General features: G+C 62.8%; 14 protein-coding genes. 11 read left to right on the top strand and 3 right to left on the bottom strand.

All coding sequences use genetic code 11. The features are described 5' to 3' along the window. Positions 1-117: 117 nt before the first annotated feature. From J0W34_RS17820 to J0W34_RS17790, 7 genes are all read left to right on the top strand, one after another. On the top strand, positions 118-1,275 hold the full coding sequence (locus J0W34_RS17820) for a pyridoxal phosphate-dependent aminotransferase (protein WP_230969674.1): 1,158 nt from the start codon (positions 118-120) through the stop codon (positions 1,273-1,275). Between the two features lie 69 nt (positions 1,276-1,344). Further along, positions 1,345-1,578: a PP0621 family protein gene (locus J0W34_RS17815; RefSeq protein WP_227816598.1), complete on the top strand. Its 234-nt coding sequence runs from the start codon at positions 1,345-1,347 to the stop codon at positions 1,576-1,578. After that, positions 1,571-3,124 carry a sensor histidine kinase gene (locus J0W34_RS17810; RefSeq protein WP_230969673.1) on the top strand — a complete coding sequence of 518 codons (1,554 nt, stop codon included), beginning with the start codon at positions 1,571-1,573 and terminating at the stop codon, positions 3,122-3,124. Before J0W34_RS17815 ends, J0W34_RS17810 begins: the two co-directional genes overlap by 8 nt. Further along, complete coding sequence (locus J0W34_RS17805; RefSeq protein WP_230969672.1) at positions 3,121-4,515, top strand: sigma-54-dependent transcriptional regulator; 1,395 nt, start codon at positions 3,121-3,123, stop codon at positions 4,513-4,515. The genes J0W34_RS17810 and J0W34_RS17805 overlap by 4 nt, the downstream gene beginning before the upstream one ends. Next, positions 4,512-5,132: a 1,6-anhydro-N-acetylmuramyl-L-alanine amidase AmpD gene (gene ampD / locus J0W34_RS17800; RefSeq protein WP_230969671.1), complete on the top strand. Its 621-nt coding sequence runs from the start codon at positions 4,512-4,514 to the stop codon at positions 5,130-5,132. Before J0W34_RS17805 ends, ampD begins: the two co-directional genes overlap by 4 nt. 60 nt (positions 5,133-5,192) lie before the next feature. Next, on the top strand, positions 5,193-5,666 hold the full coding sequence (gene lysM, locus J0W34_RS17795) for a peptidoglycan-binding protein LysM (protein WP_227816594.1): 474 nt from the start codon (positions 5,193-5,195) through the stop codon (positions 5,664-5,666). A gap of 395 nt (positions 5,667-6,061) precedes the next feature. Then, positions 6,062-6,799 carry a transglycosylase SLT domain-containing protein gene (locus J0W34_RS17790; RefSeq protein WP_230969670.1) on the top strand — a complete coding sequence of 246 codons (738 nt, stop codon included), beginning with the start codon at positions 6,062-6,064 and terminating at the stop codon, positions 6,797-6,799. Between the two features lie 47 nt (positions 6,800-6,846). On the opposite strand, the gene J0W34_RS17785 is transcribed toward J0W34_RS17790, so the two are convergent. After that, complete coding sequence (locus tag J0W34_RS17785) at positions 6,847-8,016, bottom strand: pyridoxal phosphate-dependent aminotransferase (protein ID WP_230969669.1); 1,170 nt, start codon at positions 8,014-8,016, stop codon at positions 6,847-6,849. Between the two features lie 140 nt (positions 8,017-8,156). After that, the gene (locus J0W34_RS17780) at positions 8,157-9,998 is read right to left on the bottom strand and encodes a phosphoenolpyruvate carboxykinase (GTP) (RefSeq protein ID WP_227816591.1); all 1,842 of its coding nucleotides are present in this window, start codon (positions 9,996-9,998) and stop codon (positions 8,157-8,159) included. 407 nt (positions 9,999-10,405) lie between these two features. Between J0W34_RS17780 and J0W34_RS17775 the strand changes: the two genes are divergently transcribed. From J0W34_RS17775 to pbpG, 3 genes are all read left to right on the top strand, one after another. After that, complete coding sequence (locus tag J0W34_RS17775) at positions 10,406-12,700, top strand: NADP-dependent malic enzyme (protein WP_230969668.1); 2,295 nt, start codon at positions 10,406-10,408, stop codon at positions 12,698-12,700. Positions 12,701-12,768: 68 nt separating this feature from the next. Then, positions 12,769-13,899 carry a patatin-like phospholipase family protein gene (locus tag J0W34_RS17770; RefSeq protein ID WP_227816589.1) on the top strand — a complete coding sequence of 377 codons (1,131 nt, stop codon included), beginning with the start codon at positions 12,769-12,771 and terminating at the stop codon, positions 13,897-13,899. 151 nt (positions 13,900-14,050) lie between these two features. Further along, positions 14,051-14,986 carry a D-alanyl-D-alanine endopeptidase gene (gene pbpG / locus J0W34_RS17765; RefSeq protein WP_227816588.1) on the top strand — a complete coding sequence of 312 codons (936 nt, stop codon included), beginning with the start codon at positions 14,051-14,053 and terminating at the stop codon, positions 14,984-14,986. A 52-nt stretch (positions 14,987-15,038) separates the two neighbouring features. On the opposite strand, the gene J0W34_RS17760 is transcribed toward pbpG, so the two are convergent. After that, positions 15,039-15,824, bottom strand: coding sequence for an IclR family transcriptional regulator (locus J0W34_RS17760; RefSeq protein WP_230969667.1), 786 nt, complete (start codon positions 15,822-15,824; stop codon positions 15,039-15,041). A 91-nt stretch (positions 15,825-15,915) separates the two neighbouring features. Between J0W34_RS17760 and J0W34_RS17755 the strand changes: the two genes are divergently transcribed. Beyond that, positions 15,916-16,866 carry a D-2-hydroxyacid dehydrogenase gene (locus J0W34_RS17755; protein ID WP_230969666.1) on the top strand — a complete coding sequence of 317 codons (951 nt, stop codon included), beginning with the start codon at positions 15,916-15,918 and terminating at the stop codon, positions 16,864-16,866. Positions 16,867-16,963 lie beyond the last annotated feature (97 nt).

Raw genomic sequence — 16,963 nt, 5'->3', positions numbered from 1 at the left:
CGCGACTCAGTCAATACGACTGTGGAATATTCCCGCTCGTTCGTTCAGGTGGGTCTGTGGAAGCGCGGGCTTTCCGCCCGGTAGAATGGCCAACCTCACCCCTCGAGAGTGCTGCCCATGCCCCACGCTGCCGTGATGCCCCGATCCCGATTGCCCCGGGTGGGCACGACCATCTTTACCGTGATGTCGCGCATGGCGCATGAAGCGGGAGCGGTCAATCTGTCCCAGGGCTACCCTGACTTCAATGCCGAGCCATTCCTTTTCGATCGCGTATCGCACTGGATGCATGCCGGCATGAATCAATACCCACCCATGGCGGGGATGCCGGCCCTGCGCGAAGCGATTGCGGCGAAGGTGAGCCACCTGTACGGCGCCGAGTACGACCCCGAAACCGAAGTGACGGTCACCGCGGGGGCCACTCAAGCCTTGTTTACGGCCGTGGCCGCACTGGTGCATCCGGGCGATGAAGTGGTCGTGCTTGAACCCGTTTACGACTCATACGTGCCCGCCATCGAACTGCAGGGGGGGATTCCGGTGCGAGTGTCACTGGCCGCGCCGCACTATCGCCCTGACTGGACGGCGTTGAGGGCAGCCATCACGCCGCGTACGCGGATGATCATGATCAACACGCCGCACAACCCCACCGGGGCCGTGTGGACCGAAGACGACTTGCGTGCGCTGGCGCAACTGGTCGATGGAACCGATATCGTCGTGGTGTCGGACGAAGTGTACGAGCACATCGTGTTCGACGGCGCGCGTCATGAGAGCTGTGGACGCCATTCGGATCTGGCGGCGCGCAGCATCATCGTGTCCAGTTTCGGCAAGACCTATCACATCACCGGCTGGAAGGTCGGATACGTGCTGGCGCCCGCCGAGTTGATGGTCGAGTTCCGCAAGGTGCATCAGTTCAACGTATTCACGGTCAATACGCCTGTTCAGCTGGCCCTGGCCGACTACATGGAACGGGCCGAGCGTCACCTCGGTCTGGCCGCGTTCTATCAGGCCAAGCGGGATTATTTTCGCGAGGCGCTGGGGGCGTCGAAATTCGACTTGCTGCCCTGCGGCGGCACCTACTTCCAGCTGGCCTCGTATGCGGCGCTTTCCGACGAGCCGGATACCAGCTTTGTCGAGTGGCTGACCCGGACGGTAGGGGTCGCCGCGATTCCGGTCTCGGCGTTTCATCATGATGGCCGGGACGCGCATGTCGTGCGCTTCTGTTTTGCCAAGGATGAGGCCACGCTGGCGGCCGCTTGCGAGCGCCTGTGCGCGCTCTGAGCGGCGTGACATTGCCCTCTTCAGGGCCATGCTAAACTCGGCCGGATTCCTTCCTGAGCGTGCGCCGTCGTGTTGAAACTGCTGGTTTTTGTCCTCGTCCTCGCCGCCATTTTCTGGGGGCGACGCCTGATCAGCCAGATGGGCAAGGCCTCCCGGCCCCGGGCGTCCTCAAAGCAGGCACCGAACGCTGAACGCATGCTCGCCTGCCACCGCTGCGGACTCCATGTGCCGGAAAGCGAAGGCGTCACCCAGCGCGAACACTTCTATTGCTGTGACGCGCATGCGCGTGGCCAGGATGACTGACGCTCGAGCGGTCGTCCTCCCCAGTGCCGACGCGTCGCGCAGTGCGGCGCTGCGCTACCTGAACCTGTTCCGGCTGTTCATCGCGATCGTTTTTCTCGTCTTCGGCAGTTCGCTCGGCCTGGGCGAGGACGCGCCGGTCATGTTCGTCGCCGTGTCGATCGCCTACCTGGTCACGGTGCTCGCCCTTGGTTTTCCCGACGCCATTCGCAAACTCGGGCTGAATCGTCTCGTCACCATCCAGATGGTGGCCGACATTCTCGCCTTGGCGTTGCTGATGCACGCCAGCGGGGGGGTGCGAGGGGGACTGCCGACCCTGCTCATGATCATGCTGGCCGGTGGTGGCCTCGTCGGCCAGGGGCGTCTGGTGCTGTTCTACGCGGCACTGGCCACTGTGGCCGTCCTGGTCGAGAACGTGTTCCGGACTTTCGGCGGGCGGGAGGCTTCCGACTTCGCGCTGGTCGGCATGGTGTGCGTCGGGTTTTTCGGCGTGGCCCTGGTGGCCCGCTATCTGGCCAGCCGCGCGCTGGCGAACGAAGTACTTGCCGAGGCCCGTGGGGCCGACCTGGTCAAGCAGCGCACGATCAACGAGCGCATCATTGAAGACATGCCCGATGGTGTGCTGGTGCTCGATGAATCGCTCACGGTCAGCCAGGGCAATCCCCAGGCGGCTCGCCTGCTGGGCTGCGAACTCGCACCAGGTCGCCCGTTGGCCGCGGTGGCGCCGGTGCTGGCCACCGCGTTGAGCGAGCCCGCAAGCTGTGCCGAAGGCCATCAACTGATGCTCTCCAGCGGCAAAGCGATCCGTTTTCGCGCGATCCCTCCCATGGAAGAAGGGGGCGATCTGATCGTCTATCTTGAAGACATGGAGCAGATTCAGGCGCAGGCCCAGCAGATCAAACTGGCCGCCCTCGGGCGCCTGACGGCAGGCATCGCGCACGAGATACGCAATCCGCTGACGGCGGTCAGTCATGCCGCGGAGTTGTTGCGTGAAGAGAAGCGGGCAGAAGGGCAGATTCGCCTGACGCGCATCATTAACGACAACGCTCAGCGGATCGAACAGCTAGTCCGTGATGTCCTGTCACTCGGTCGGCGGGACCGGGCACATCTCGAATCGCTCAAGCTTGATGCCTACCTGACCGAATTTCTGGATGAATTCACCTTGCACGGTGAGGCCGAGAAAGCTCAGGTGGAGGCTGATATCGACGCTCGCGCCACGCTGGCCTTCGATCGCGCTCACCTGCACCAGATCCTGTGGAACCTGCTCGGCAACGCACGTCGGTATGCGAGCGAGCGCCCCGGCGCAATCCGCCTGTGGGTGGAAGGCGACGGCGTGCGGACAGCCCTGCACGTGATCGACGACGGTCCGGGCATCAGCCCTGACCACCGCGCCCAGCTGTTCGAGCCTTTCTTCACGACTCACGCCAAGGGCACCGGCCTTGGCCTCTACATCGCCAGGGAACTGGCCGAAGCCAATCGCGCCAGTCTGACGCTCCTCGACAGCGAGCGTGGTGCGCATTTCTGCCTTACGGGACTGAGCCAGCCATGAGTACGAATGATCGACGCCAGGGGCCCCGCGGAGCGGACGTGCTCGTGGTGGATGACGAAGAAGACATCCGCGAACTGCTCGAGATGACGCTGATTCGCATGGGCTTGGGCTCGCATTCAGCCGGCAGCGTGGCCGATGCGCGGGCGCTGCTCGACGAGAACGAATACCGGCTGTGCCTCACCGACATGCGCTTGCCCGATGGCGATGGACTGGCGCTGGTGCGTCATATCAGTGAGCACTGTGCCGATCTCCCGGTGGCGGTCATCACTGCCTACGGGAGCATGGAGAACGCGGTGGTTGCACTCAAGGCGGGTGCCTTTGACTATCTGGCCAAACCGGTATCGCTCGAACAGCTGCGGGCGCTGGTCAAGTCGGTGTTCAGACTGCCGACGCAAGGCAAGGATGCTGGTGAAAAAGACGCCAGTGCCTTTCTCATTGGTGAATCTGGCGCCATGGAGCAGGTGCGCAAGCTCATCGAGAAGCTCGCACGCAGTCAGGCGCCGGTCTACATCTCGGGCGAGTCCGGCAGTGGCAAGGAACGGGCCGCTCGAGCGATTCACGGTCTAGGGCCGCGGGCCGACTCGGCTTTTGTGGCGGTCAACTGCGGCGCAATCCCCGACAACCTCATGGAAAGCGAGTTCTTCGGTTACCGGAAGGGGGCATTCACGGGGGCCGACAAGGATCATGACGGTTTTTTCCATGCGGCCCATGGAGGCACCCTGTTTCTCGACGAGGTTGCCGACCTGCCCCTGTCGATGCAGGTCAAGCTGCTCCGTGTGATCCAGGAAAAGCGGGTTCGACGCATCGGCGAGACCGAGGAGACGCCGGTGGATGTGCGCATCGTCAGTGCCACCCATCAGAACCTCAAGCAACTCGTGGACGACCAGCGTTTCCGGCAGGATCTGTTCTACCGGCTGAACGTCATCGAACTGAAGATGCCGGCGCTGCGCGAGCGCAAGGAAGACATTCCGGCACTGGCTGACGCACTCCTGAGCCGCTTGGCGGAACAGGCCGGGTTGCCCATTCCCCGGCTGTCCACGCAAGCTACACAGGCGCTCGCCGCCTACGGATTTCCGGGCAACGTGCGGGAGCTGGAAAATACCCTCGAACGCGCGCTTGCCCTGTGTGGAGACGACATCATTCATGTCGAGGATCTCGCCCTTGATCCGGTGTTGCCCGCAGATACCGATCTCACCAGTGCTGAGTCGGGTTTCGACGGCAGCCAGGCGCTGCGTGATGGTTTGCAGGAATACCTGGACGAAGCCGAGCGCCAGGCAATTCTCGAGGCGCTGGGGCGCACGGATGGCAACCGCACGGCAGCGGCCCGTTTGCTCAAGGTGACGTTCCGCTCCTTGCGTTACCGCATGGAGCGCCTGGGCATGAAGGAATGAGTGCCCCGGCGCTGGTGGTGGATGCCGAGGGCTGGTTCGAAGGCGTACGGCGAATCGACTCTCCGAATCGCGACGCCCGGCCCGAAGGACACGCCATCGATCTGGTCGTGGTCCATGCCATCAGTCTGCCGCCGGAGCAGTTCGACGGACCCGGGGTGGCGCAGTTGTTCACCAATACCCTCGACCCGGCGGCACATCCGTACTTCGCCACCATTGATCACCTGCGGGTTTCCGCCCACGTATTCATTCGCCGCAGCGGCGAGTTGATCCAGTTTGTCTCCTTCGACGAACGGGCATGGCATGCCGGGCTCAGCGAGTGGAACGGACGCTCGCGCTGCAATGACTTTTCCATCGGCATCGAGCTTGAGGGCTCGGACACCCAGCCTTTCGAGCCCGGCCAGTATGTCCGGTTGGCGGAGGTCATCGCCGCGGTGCGGCGGCACTACCCCATCATGGCGATTGCAGGACACAGCGATATCGCCCCGGGACGCAAGACGGATCCGGGGCCGTACTTCGACTGGACGGCGCTGGCACAGGCCGTGGGCGCACTGCCGCCGGGGCAAGACACGCAAGTTTCCTTTGCAGGGATTTCCCTGTGTCATCGAACTGACGTATAAGGTCGGATAGGCTGCAAGGTGTTTGCGGCGTTGTGAAAAATCAAGACAGGAGTCAGAACCATGGGTCTGTTCAGCTTCATCAAGGAAGCCGGTGAAAAATTGTTCGGTACGGGCGAAGCGGCTGCGGCCGAAAGTGCGCCCGATGCCAATGCCAAGGCGGCCGAAGCCATCAAGAAATACATCGAAACGCTGAAACTGCCTGTTGAGGGCCTGACTGTTTCATTCGATGGTGCCAGGTCTGTCGTCACCGTTGGCGGTACCACGCCGGATCAGGCAAGCAAGGAGAAGGTGCTGCTGGCCGCAGGCAATGTCGCGGGGGTGGCTGAGGTGGAAGACACCATCACCGTGACCAACCCGGAGCCGGAGGCACAGTTCCATACCGTCGTGCGTGGTGACACGCTGTCGGGCATTGCCAAGACCTTCTATGGCAGCGCCAACAAGTACATGGTGATCTTCGAGGCCAACAAGCCGATGTTGTCCGATCCGGACAAGATCTATCCGGGTCAAGTGCTGCGGATCCCGCCCCTGGCTTGAGTTTCAGCCTGTGATCGTCGGCGCGGACCGACGAAATCCGACGAACGGGGCCTTCGGGCCCCGTTTTTTTGCGGTGCCCGATGTTCAGTAAACGCGCGGCATTCAGGCTCATGCATTTTGCATCTCCTGTAAACACGCGGGATCCGGACGGATTGACAATTCTCTTACAAATCAATAAAGTGCGACTCCTGCTGCAGTGCAGCATAGTTAATTCGTGCCTTCGGGCATGACAGCACATGTTCCATCTACACACGTTGCGGTGCGATGGAACCCCACTGGCGACCCGCCAGATTCACTCGCGATACCCCGGCACGGAGCGCCGGATGCGAGGTGCCGGAACCAAGTGAATCCAGGCTGGATTCATGGCGAACGGGCGGGCCACTTGGAGGTACCACATGAAGTTCGCAACAGCACTCCAACAAAGCTCTCGCGCCGCTGGTGCGTTTGCATCCCATCTTGCCCACGGTGCCTTGCTGGCCATGGGGATCATGTCAATCATCGGCGTTGCTGCCAACGCCATCGAGCACAAGCGCATCGAAGTGCCTCTGGCCGCTGCGATGAATGCCGCCAACGCCGCCGAAGCCGTGCCCACGCCAGCGCAACAGGCTCAGGTCGATACTCATTTTGACCTTGCCGTTGCCAAGATGCTCGAGTCGGACGGTCAGGCTGACGATGTGGCCGGATTGACGCCCGAGCTCGACCGCGTGCGCCGCTACGTCGCCAAGCGTTACCGTGTGTCAGCCAGCGCACTTGAAGCGCCGATGACGCGTGCGCTCGTTTCCGGTGAGCAACTTGGCATTGATCCGCTGCTGATCGTCGCCGTCATGGCGATCGAGTCGAGTTTCAATCCGATGGCGGAGTCGACCGTCGGTGCCCAAGGCTTGATGCAGGTGATCCCGAAGTTTCATATGGACAAGATCGGCGAGGACGCCGGGCCGAATGCACTTTTCGATCCGGTGACCAATGTCCGTGTCGGCTCATTGGTGATCAAGGAGGGTCTGCGTCGCTACGGGTCTCTGACCCGCGCCTTGCAGTACTACGGCGGCGCGCTTTCCGACCCTGAGGCGGGTTATGCCCGCAAGGTCCTGTCCATGAAAGCCAAACTGGAGAAGATTGCCTCCAGTGCAGCCTGAGCGTTCAAGGTGGTGGCAAAGGCGACGCACTGAGCGTCGCCTTTTCATTATTTGACGATTCTGGCGATCCGCTCGAGTGCTTCGTGGAGGCGGTCAATCCCGGTGGTGTAGGCAAAGCGCATGTGTGCGCGGCTGCGGTGGTGACCAAAGTCGATGCCAGGCGTCGCGGCGACGCCCGCCTCTTCGATCAGGCGCTGCGCCAGGGATTCGCAATCGTCGGCGAGTGCGGAGATATCGGCGTAAACGTAAAACGCGCCCTGCGGCTCGGTGCCCACCTTGAATCCTAGTTCGCGCAAGCCCGGAAGCAGCACCTTGCGTCGCGCGTCAAAGGCGTCTCTGCGTTCTTCGTGGATGGCCATGGCGGCCGGGCTGAAAGCAGCGAGCGCGGCATGCTGGGCGACGGTTGATGGCGCGATGAAGAAATGTTGCGCCAGTCGTTCGATGTCGCGTGCGAAACCTTCCGGGGCGACCAGCCAGCCGAGGCGCCATCCCGTCATGCCGAAGAACTTGCTAAAGCTGTTGATCACAAAAGCGTCGTCCAGGTGTTGTAGCGCGGTGCTGTCACTGACCCCGTAGGTCAGTCCCTGGTAAATCTCGTCCACGATCAGTACGCCCGCTTTCGTGCGTACGGCAGTGGCCAGCGCATCGAGTTGCTCCGGAGAGATGATCGTACCGGTCGGGTTCGAGGGTGAGGCCACCATGAGACCGCGACAACGGGCCTGCCAGGCGTCTGTCACCTGGGCGGCTGAGGGCTGGTAGGCCTGCTCCGGCCCCACCGGCAGCAGATGAACCGAGCCCTCGAAAGCACGGACCAGGTGACGATTGGACGGATAGGTGGGGTCACCCATGAGCCAGATGTCCCCGGGGTTGGTGGTGGCGGCCAGAGCCAGCATCAGGGCGCCGGATGCCCCCGGTGTGATGATGATGCGATCTGGGTTGATGTCGACTTTGAAGCGCTCGGCATAGAAGCGGGCGACCGCCTCTCGCAGCGACGGCATGCCCAGGCCGGAGGTGTAGTGAACATGGCCGGTGGCCAGAAATCGCGTCGCGGCGTCGATGATGGGCTGAGGCGTGTTGAAATCCGGCTCGCCCACTTCCATGTGAATGATGTCGCGCCCCTGTGCCTCGAGCGTTCGCGCGCGCCGAAGCAATTCCATGACATGGAATGGCTCGATGTCATGGAGGCGGTCGGAAAGAAAGCGGTCGGGACGGTTCATGAGACATCCGGGAAGAGGGCATGTGAAGATGATAGGCGGATCATGCGGCGCCGTCAGCCGATGCGCGTCCCTGCAAAAAACAAACGCCGGCGCAGGGCCGGCGTTTGTCATGGAGCGTTGATTCGCCCGCGGGGGCTGGCTCAGGCGGACAGGGCCAGTTCGAACAGCTCACGCTTGAGCGTCATCTGACGCGGCAGGCGGTCGGACAGCTTGTCGAACCATTCCTTGTGCAACTCGAGCTCTTTTTGCCAGGCTTCGGCATCCACCGTGGTCAGCGCATCGAACTCTTCGCGGGTGATGTCGGCGTCGGTCCAGTCCAGATCCTCGAACTTCGGCATCCAGCCCAGTGCGGTTTCTTTCGCACCGATCTTGCCCTTGACGCGATCGACGATCCACTTCAGGACGCGCATGTTGTCGGAGAAGCCCGGCCACATGAACTCGCCCTTTTCGTTCATGCGGAACCAGTTCACGCAGAAGATCTTCGGGGTGTTCTCGACCACGTGACCCATTTTCAGCCAGTGGTTGAAGTAGTCACCCATGTGGTAGCCGCAGAACGGCAGCATGGCGAACGGGTCACGACGGACCACGCCCTGGGCGCCGAAGGCAGCAGCCGTGGTTTCGGAGCCGAGGGTGGCGGCCATGTACACGCCGAAGTTCCAGTTGAAGGCTTGATAGACCAGCGGCACGGTGGTGGCGCGACGGCCGCCGAAGATGAAGGCGGAGATGGGCACGCCCTGAGGATCTTCCCAGTCGGCGTCGATGGACGGGCACTGGTTGGCCGGGGCGGTGAAGCGCGCGTTCGGGTGAGCGGCCTTGCGACCGGTTTCCTTGGCGATTTCCGGCGTCCAGTCCTTGCCTTGCCAGTCGATCAGGTGAGCCGGTGCTTGCTTGCTCATGCCTTCCCACCACACATCGCCGTCGTCGGTCAGTGCGACGTTGGTGAAGATGATGTTTTCCTTCAGGGTGGCCATGGCGTTGAAGTTGGTCTTCTCGGATGTGCCCGGGGCAACGCCGAAGTAGCCGGCTTCAGGGTTGATGGCGTAGAAGCGACCGTCCGGGCCCGGTTTGATCCAGGCAATGTCGTCACCCACGGTGGTGACTTTCCAGCCGTCGAAAGACTTCGGCGGAATCAGCATGGCGAAGTTGGTCTTGCCGCAGGCGGACGGGAAGGCCGCCGCCACGTAGGTCTTTTCGCCTTCGGGGGACTCGACGCCAAGGATGAGCATGTGCTCGGCCAGCCAGCCTTCATCACGCGCCATGGTGGAGGCAATACGCAGGGCGAAGCACTTCTTGCCCAGCAGTGCGTTGCCGCCGTAACCCGAGCCGTATGACCAGATTTCGCGGGTTTCGGGGTAGTGGACGATGTATTTGGTGTCGGGGTTGCACGGCCAACGGGCGTCTTTCTCGCCTTCGGCTAGCGGTGCGCCCACGGTGTGCACGCAGGGCACGAATTCACCGTCGGTGCCGAGCACGTCAAACACGCCCTTGCCCATGCGGGTCATGGTGCGCATGTTGGTCACCACGTAGGCGCTGTCGGAGATCTCGACGCCAATGTGGGCGATCGGGGAGCCGAGCGGACCCATGGAGAACGGGATGACGTACATGGTGCGACCATGCATGCAGCCCTTGAACAGCTCGTTCAGGGTCTTGCGCATGGTGGCCGGGTCTTCCCAGTTGTTGGTCGGGCCGGCGTCACCCTTGTTTTCGGAGCAGATGAAGGTGCGGTCTTCCACACGGGCCACATCCGACGGATCGGACCAGGCCAGGTAGGAATTCGGACGCTTTTCTTCGTTCAGCTTGATCAGCGTGCCGGCTTCAACCATTTCGGCACACAGACGGTCGTATTCTTCCTGGGAGCCGTCGCACCAGACGACCTGCGCGGGCTCGGTGAGCTCGGCGATCTGTGCGACCCACTGTTTGAGTTTTTCATTGCGGACGTAGTCCGGTGCGGCTGCCAGTGCGGCATCGGCGAATTGGCTCATTGGGTAGAACTCTCCAGATTTGCGATGGTAAACCTGCAGGTGACGCATCACCCAATGCGTCACCGCTGTTCTCATGGCGATCGGCCGGTCTGGTGCCCAATGCATCCGTCGGGCTGCGCCGACTGAAGCACGCGGATCGGAGGCCGCCAACTCACGCCCGCCTGTCCCTCGACAGTGCTAGCGCTTGTGGAAATCACGAACGACAGTATCGTCGGTGAAAGCCTATTATTATGCCACGCCGTAAGGGTTTACGGAAATACGTCGGCGGTAATAATGCACAACCGGCAAGGCTGGATACACCCTGTTACCAGGTTGGGTCTCAGGCCGGGAATCTGATTAACGGCGAACGGTTGTGGTTCCACACGAACCTGATCCGGATCGCCACCATCCGAGGGGGAAAAGACGCCATGAGCGCATCCAACCGTGACGCCGCGCTGGAGTATCACCGCCAGCCCAGGCCCGGGAAAATCTCGGTCACGCCGACCAAGGCGCTGACCAACCAGCAAGACCTTTCACTGGCCTACTCGCCGGGCGTGGCCTTTGCGTGCGAAGCCATTGCAGAAGATCCGTCCGAAGCTGCCACGCTGACGGCACGCAGCAATCTGATCGGCGTCATCACCAATGGCACCGCGGTGCTCGGGCTGGGCAACATCGGGCCGTTGGCGGCCAAGCCGGTGATGGAAGGCAAGGGCGTGCTGTTCAAGAAGTTCGCCAACATCGACGTGTTCGATCTGGAGGTGAACGAGCCGGACGCCGACAAGCTGATCGACATGATCGCGGCCCTGGAGCCCACATTCGGGGGCATCAACCTGGAAGACATCAAGGCGCCCGAGTGCTTCTACATCGAGAAGCGGCTGCGCGAGCGAATGAACATTCCGGTGTTTCATGACGACCAGCACGGTACGGCGATTGTCGTTGGCGCAGCGGTGCTCAATGGTCTGCATCTGCAGGGCAAGTCGCTCAAGGAGGTGAAGCTGGTGACCTCCGGCGCCGGTGCGGCCGCGCTGGCCTGCCTGGATCTGCTGGTGATGCTCGGCGTGCCGGTCGAGAACATCTGGGTGACCGATATCGAGGGGGTGGTCTACGAGGGCCGTAAGGTGTTGATGGATGACATCAAGGCGCGTTACGCCAAGCCCACCGATGCCCGCACGCTGGGGGAGATCATCGAGGGCGCGGACGTCTTTCTCGGTCTGTCGGCCGGCGGCGTGCTCAAGCAGGACATGGTGGCGAAAATGGCACCGAATCCGCTGGTGCTGGCGCTTGCCAACCCCCGTCCGGAGATCCTGCCCGAGGACGTGCATGCCGTGCGCGATGACGCGATCATCGCCACCGGCCGCTCTGACTATCCGAACCAGGTGAACAACGTCCTGTGCTTCCCGTTCATCTTCCGCGGTGCGCTGGATGTGGGCGCCACGACCATCACCGATGAGATGAAGATGGCGGCGGTGCACGCCATCGCCGAGCTGGCCCGCGTGGAGCAAAGCGATATTGTGGCCGCAGCCTATGGCGAGAAGGTGTCCGGTTTCGGCCCGAACTACATCATTCCGCGTCCGTTCGATCCGCGCCTGATCGTGCGCATCGCCCCGGCCGTGGCCAAGGCCGCCATCGAATCCGGCGTGGCCACCCGCCCGCTGGACGACTGGGATGCCTACACCGCGCAGCTGAACAACTTCGTGTGGCAGTCCGGTCTGATCATGAAGCCGGTGTTCGCGGCGGCCAAACGACATCCCAAGCGCATCATCTTTGCCGAGGGTGAATCCGAGCGCGTGTTGCGCGCGGTGCAGAACGTGGTGGACGAAGGCATTGCCCAACCGATCCTCATCGGTCGCCCCGACGTGGTGGCCCGCAACATCGAACGCTTCGGCCTGCGCCTCAGGCGCGATGCCGATTTCGAACTGGTCAATCCCGATTCAGACAGCCGCTTCAACGCCCTGTGGGGCCACTACCACGAGCTCATGGAGCGTCGTGGCGTGTCGGTCGAATACGCCAAGCGTGAAGTGCGTCGCCGTACCACGCTGATCGGTGCGCTGCTGTGCAAGTTCGGTTACGCCGACGGGATGATCTGCGGCACCTACGGCATGTACCAGGCGCACCTGGCCTTCATCGAGACGGTGCTCGGTCGCAAGTCGGGTGCGAGCAAGTGCTACACGCTCAATCTGCTCAACCTGCCCGGGCGTACCGTGTTCCTGGCGGACACCTATGTCACCTACGACCCGACGCCCGAGCAACTGGTCGAGATGACGGTACTTGCCGCCGAGGAGATGCGCCGCTTCGGTGTCGAGCCGAAGGTTGCCTTGCTGTCGCACTCGAGCTTCGGGACCGAGCCGTCACCGACTTCCGCGAAAATGCAGGAAGCACTGCGACTGCTGCATGAACGCCATCCCGAACTCGAGGTAGAAGGCGAGATGCATGGCGATGCCGCCCTGGACGCCAGCACGCGCTTGCAGGTGTTCCCCAATGCCCGCATGCGCGACGATGCGAACCTGCTCATCTTTCCGACGCTGGACTCGGCCAACATCGCCTTCAACCTGCTCAAGACGGCCGCCGGCGAAGGTATGACGGTGGGACCGATCCTGCTGGGCGCATCGCGTCCGGTGCATATTCTGACGCCGACCGCGACCGTCAGGCGCATCGTCAATATGACGGCGTTGACGGTGGTCGAGGCGATGAATGTGGGTGAAGAGGCCGCGCTCAAGGGCTGAAACAATCGGGGCTCCAACCCTAAAGCCTGTTGCCCCCTTCGCCGTAGATGAGGCAGAGGGGGCAATCCATGGCGCAAGGGAAAACAGCGTTGGTGCTGACGGGCGGTGGTGCGCGGGCAGCCTATCAGGTGGGTGTGCTCGGGGCCGTCCGCGAGCTTTGGCGCGGTCGTGCGGGGCACCCGTTTCCCATCCTGTGTGGCACTTCCGCCGGCGCGATCAACGCCACCGCGCTGGCGGTTTTTGCCGATGATTTCTCCATGGCGGTGCGCCGCATCGGTTATATCTGGCGTCACTTTCATGTGGATCAGGTCTATCGGGCAGACGCCCTGGCCCTGCTCGAAACCGGATTGCGCTGGGGCTCGGCGCTCGCAACCGGCTGGTTGATCAATCAGACGCCCCGGTCCCTGCTGGACAATGCGCCGCTCGAGGCGCTGCTGCGGCGGACCATGGATCTGGCGGCAGTCGGCCCGGCTATCGCGGCGGGGCATATCGACGCCTTGAGCATCACCGCCTCAGGCTACACCTCGGGGGAGTCGCTCACCTTCTTCCAGGCGGCGGATCACGTGTCCGGTTGGCGCCGGGCTCAGCGCGTCGGGCTTCCGGCACAGATCGACTATGCCCACCTGATGGCAAGCAGCGCGATTCCCTTCGTCTTTCCCGCAGTCAAGATCAATCGGGAGCATTTCGGTGACGGGTCCATGCGTCAACTGGCGCCGATCAGCCCGGCGGTGCACCTGGGGGCCGAGCGCATTCTGGTCATCGGGGCAGGGCGCCTTGCGGAGGAGGGGCGCCAGCGTTCGGAGGCCTATCCATCGCTGGCGCAGATCGCCGGTCACGCCATGTCCAGCATCTTTCTGGACAGCCTGGCGGTTGATCTGGAGCGGCTCGAACGGATCAATCACACGCTGAGCACCCTCAGTGATACGCAGCGCGAGGCCGCTGGCATTACGCTGCGCCCCATCGATACGCTGGTGATCTCGCCATCCCGGCGCATCGACGCGATCGCCGGGCATCACCGGACCGAATTGCCGCGGGCCATGCGTGCCGTGCTGGGCGGCATCGGCGGCATGCGGCGAGGGGGCTCCACCCTGTTGTCCTACCTTTTGTTCGAACCCGGATTCACGCGGGCGCTGATGGACCTGGGTTACGAGGACACCATGGAACGGCGGGGGGAGGTCTCCGATTTTCTGCAACTCTGAACTCCACGGAATCACGCCCCGGCAAAATCGGACTGACCACCCCCTTCCTTTCCGTTTTGGCATTGGGTAGAGTGATCAAAAATTAATTTAAGTCCAGACACTTACTCGCCGTAGTGAAAGAAGAATATCTGGATTTGGTTAGGGGAACATCTTGCGTCGTTTGAAATTCTGGTTGATCGCCCTGGCTGGGGGCGTTCTTGGCAGTGTTGCCCACGCCGACCAGGCCGCGTTGGCGCGCATTTCGGTCACCATCCCTTCGCTGTCTACGCAACAGGCGCCCATGCTGGCCGATGAGGCCCGCCATGACGATCCGGAGTTGCGATCACGCGCCTTCATGGTGGTCGATCAGCTGACAGGCCGGGTTCTGCTGTCCCGCAATGCCAATGAAGTGGTGCCGATCGCCTCGCTCACCAAGCTCATGACGGCCATGGTGGTGCTCGACCGCCAGCAGTCGCTCAAAGAGACGATCAGCATCAGCTATCAGGACGTCGATACGCTGCGCCACAGCCGCTCGCGCTTGCCGGTGGGGACCACCATCACGCGCGAAGAGGCGTTGCGCCTTGCCCTGATGTCTTCTGAAAACCGGGCCGCCTCGGCGCTGGCGCGCCATTACCCGGGCGGTAGTCGTGCCTTCGCGAAGGCCATGAATGCCAAGGCGCGCCTGCTGGGCCTGGGGAACACCTATTTTTCCGAAAGCACGGGCCTGAGCGCAGGCAACGTGTCGACCGCACGCGATCTGTCGCGCATGTTGATGGCGGCATCCCGTTATCCGCTGATTCGCGAGTTCTCCACCGGCACCGATTACACCGTCGACGTGGCCAACGGCAGTTTGCGCGAGTTTCGCAACACCAACGGTTTGGTGCGCGATCCTGACTGGCGGATCGGTCTGTCGAAGACCGGTTATATCCGCGAGGCCGGGCGCTGCCTGATGATGCAGGCCTGGTTGAAAGGGCGCCCGTTGCTTGTCGTGCTGCTCGATTCGACCGGCAAGTACACCCGCACGGCCGATGCCCAGCGCTTGCGCAAATGGCTCGCCGAGCGCAAATGGGACCAGACCCTGGCCCGGGCGGATCGCATCAAGGGTTAGTACAAGACCCCGCCATCGAAAAAGGCCTGCGAACTGCAGGCCTTTTTGTTTTCTAGAGGTTCTGGCTGCGCGGCGGGATGTAACCCAGCGCTTTGGAGATGCGTTCCGCAGTCTCCCGCACCAGCGGTGCCCAGTCGGGATTGAAGCGCTCCGACGGGGTGGACAGCGACAGGCCGGCGATCAGTTCGCCGTTGTCGTCACGGATGCCGGCGGCGATACAGCGCACGCCGTTCTCCACTTCGTCCAGGTCGAAAGCGACCGCATGGCGGCGCACCCGGTCCAGTTCCTTCTCCAGCGCGCCCAGTTCGGTGATCGACGAGGGTGTGCTGCTGGGCAGGCCTGTGCGGCGCGCGTATTCCTTGACGGCCTGGGCGCCATCTTCAACGAGGAAGAGCTTGCCGGTGGCGGTCGTGTGCAGGGGGGCGCGTGCGCCTACGATATGGACCACCCGCACCGCGGAGCGGCCGCTTGAGGTGCGCTCCACATAGACGATCTGGTCGCCGTCGCGAATACCGAGGTTCACGCTTTCACCGGTCTTCTGGTGCAGGGCGAGCATGTCGGCAATGGCGGTTTCACGCAGCGATAGCCTCGATTTGACCAAGGAGCCCAGTTCCAGCAGGCGGATGCCGAGGCGGTACACCCCGTTCTCGCCACGCTCGACGAATCCGCTGTGCGCCATGGCGGCAAGGATGCGGTGCGCCGTCGACGGATGCAGTCCGGTGTCGGCGGCCAGCTGCTTGAGTGGCACCGGGTCCGGATGTTCGGCGAGCGCATCGAGCAGCGTCATCATGCGCTCGATCACCTGAATGGAGGACGGTTTGGCTTCCTTGATGGTCATGTATGCGGCTTTCCCTGATTGGGCGATGGTACTTGAACGGCGTACATTTCGCCTAGTGAAATGATGTGCCGCTCAACGAAAGGAGGCAACGATGACCCTGAGGATCGTGATGCTCGAGCGAGATTCTGTCGATGCGAGTTTCCGCCGGCCGGATGTCGGCCACACCTGGGCGGACTTCGCGTGGACGGCGCCCGATGACGCCGTGTCCCGATTGGCCGGTGCTCATGTGGCGGTGGTGAACAAGACGCGTCTGACGGCCGACATGATTTCGTCGCTCCCGGATCTCAAGATGGTGGCCATCGCCGCCACCGGATCGGACAACGTGGATCTGGCAGCATGCAAGGCCCGCGGCATCGTGGTGAGCAATGTCAGGGGCTATGCCGTGACCACCGTGCCGGAGCATGTGGTGGCGTTGATGTTCGCGCTGGCCCGGCGTTTGCCTCAATACACCGCCGACGTGGCCGCCGGCCGCTGGAGTGAGGCGCGCAATTTCTGTCTGCTCGATCACAAGGTGCGTGATCTGGCGGGGGCCACCCTGGGTCTGGTGGGCTCTGGCTCCCTGGGTTCCGGGGTGGCGGATCGTGCGCGTGCGCTGGGCATGAACGTGATCTTTGCGGAACGTCCGGGGGCCAGCAGTGTGCGTGAGGGGCACGTGGCATTTGACGACGTGTTGCGCACGGCGGACGTGCTTTCACTGCACTGTCCGCTGACCGAGGAGACGAAGCACCTGATCAATGCCCGCACCCTGGCGAGCATGAAGCCGACGGCCTTCCTCATCAACACGGCCCGCGGCGCGCTGGTCGATGAGCCGGCCCTGGCGCAGGCGCTGCGTGACGGTGTGATCGCCGGTGCTGCGCTGGATGTGCTCTCAAGCGAACCACCCCCGAAGGATCATCCCTTGCTCGATGCGAGCATTCCGAATCTGATCGTGACGCCGCATGTGGCCTGGGCCTCGCAGTCGGCCATGCAGGTCCTGGCCGATCAGGTCATCGACAACATTGAGGCGTTTGCGAGAGGAAATCCGCGAAACCAATTGGCGTGACGGCGGTCGTTACTGAGGGTTTGCAGTGCAGCGAAGCCATTTGTCGCCCGCCGTAGGCGTGGTTATAGTGTGGCTGCCGCGCATTTGAACAAGGGGC

Source organism: Nitrogeniibacter aestuarii (assembly GCF_017309585.1).
Taxonomy (GTDB): domain Bacteria; phylum Pseudomonadota; class Gammaproteobacteria; order Burkholderiales; family Rhodocyclaceae; genus Nitrogeniibacter; species Nitrogeniibacter aestuarii.
Note: the sequence above shows the minus strand (reverse complement) of the source record. Positions and strands in the feature narration are given on the sequence as shown.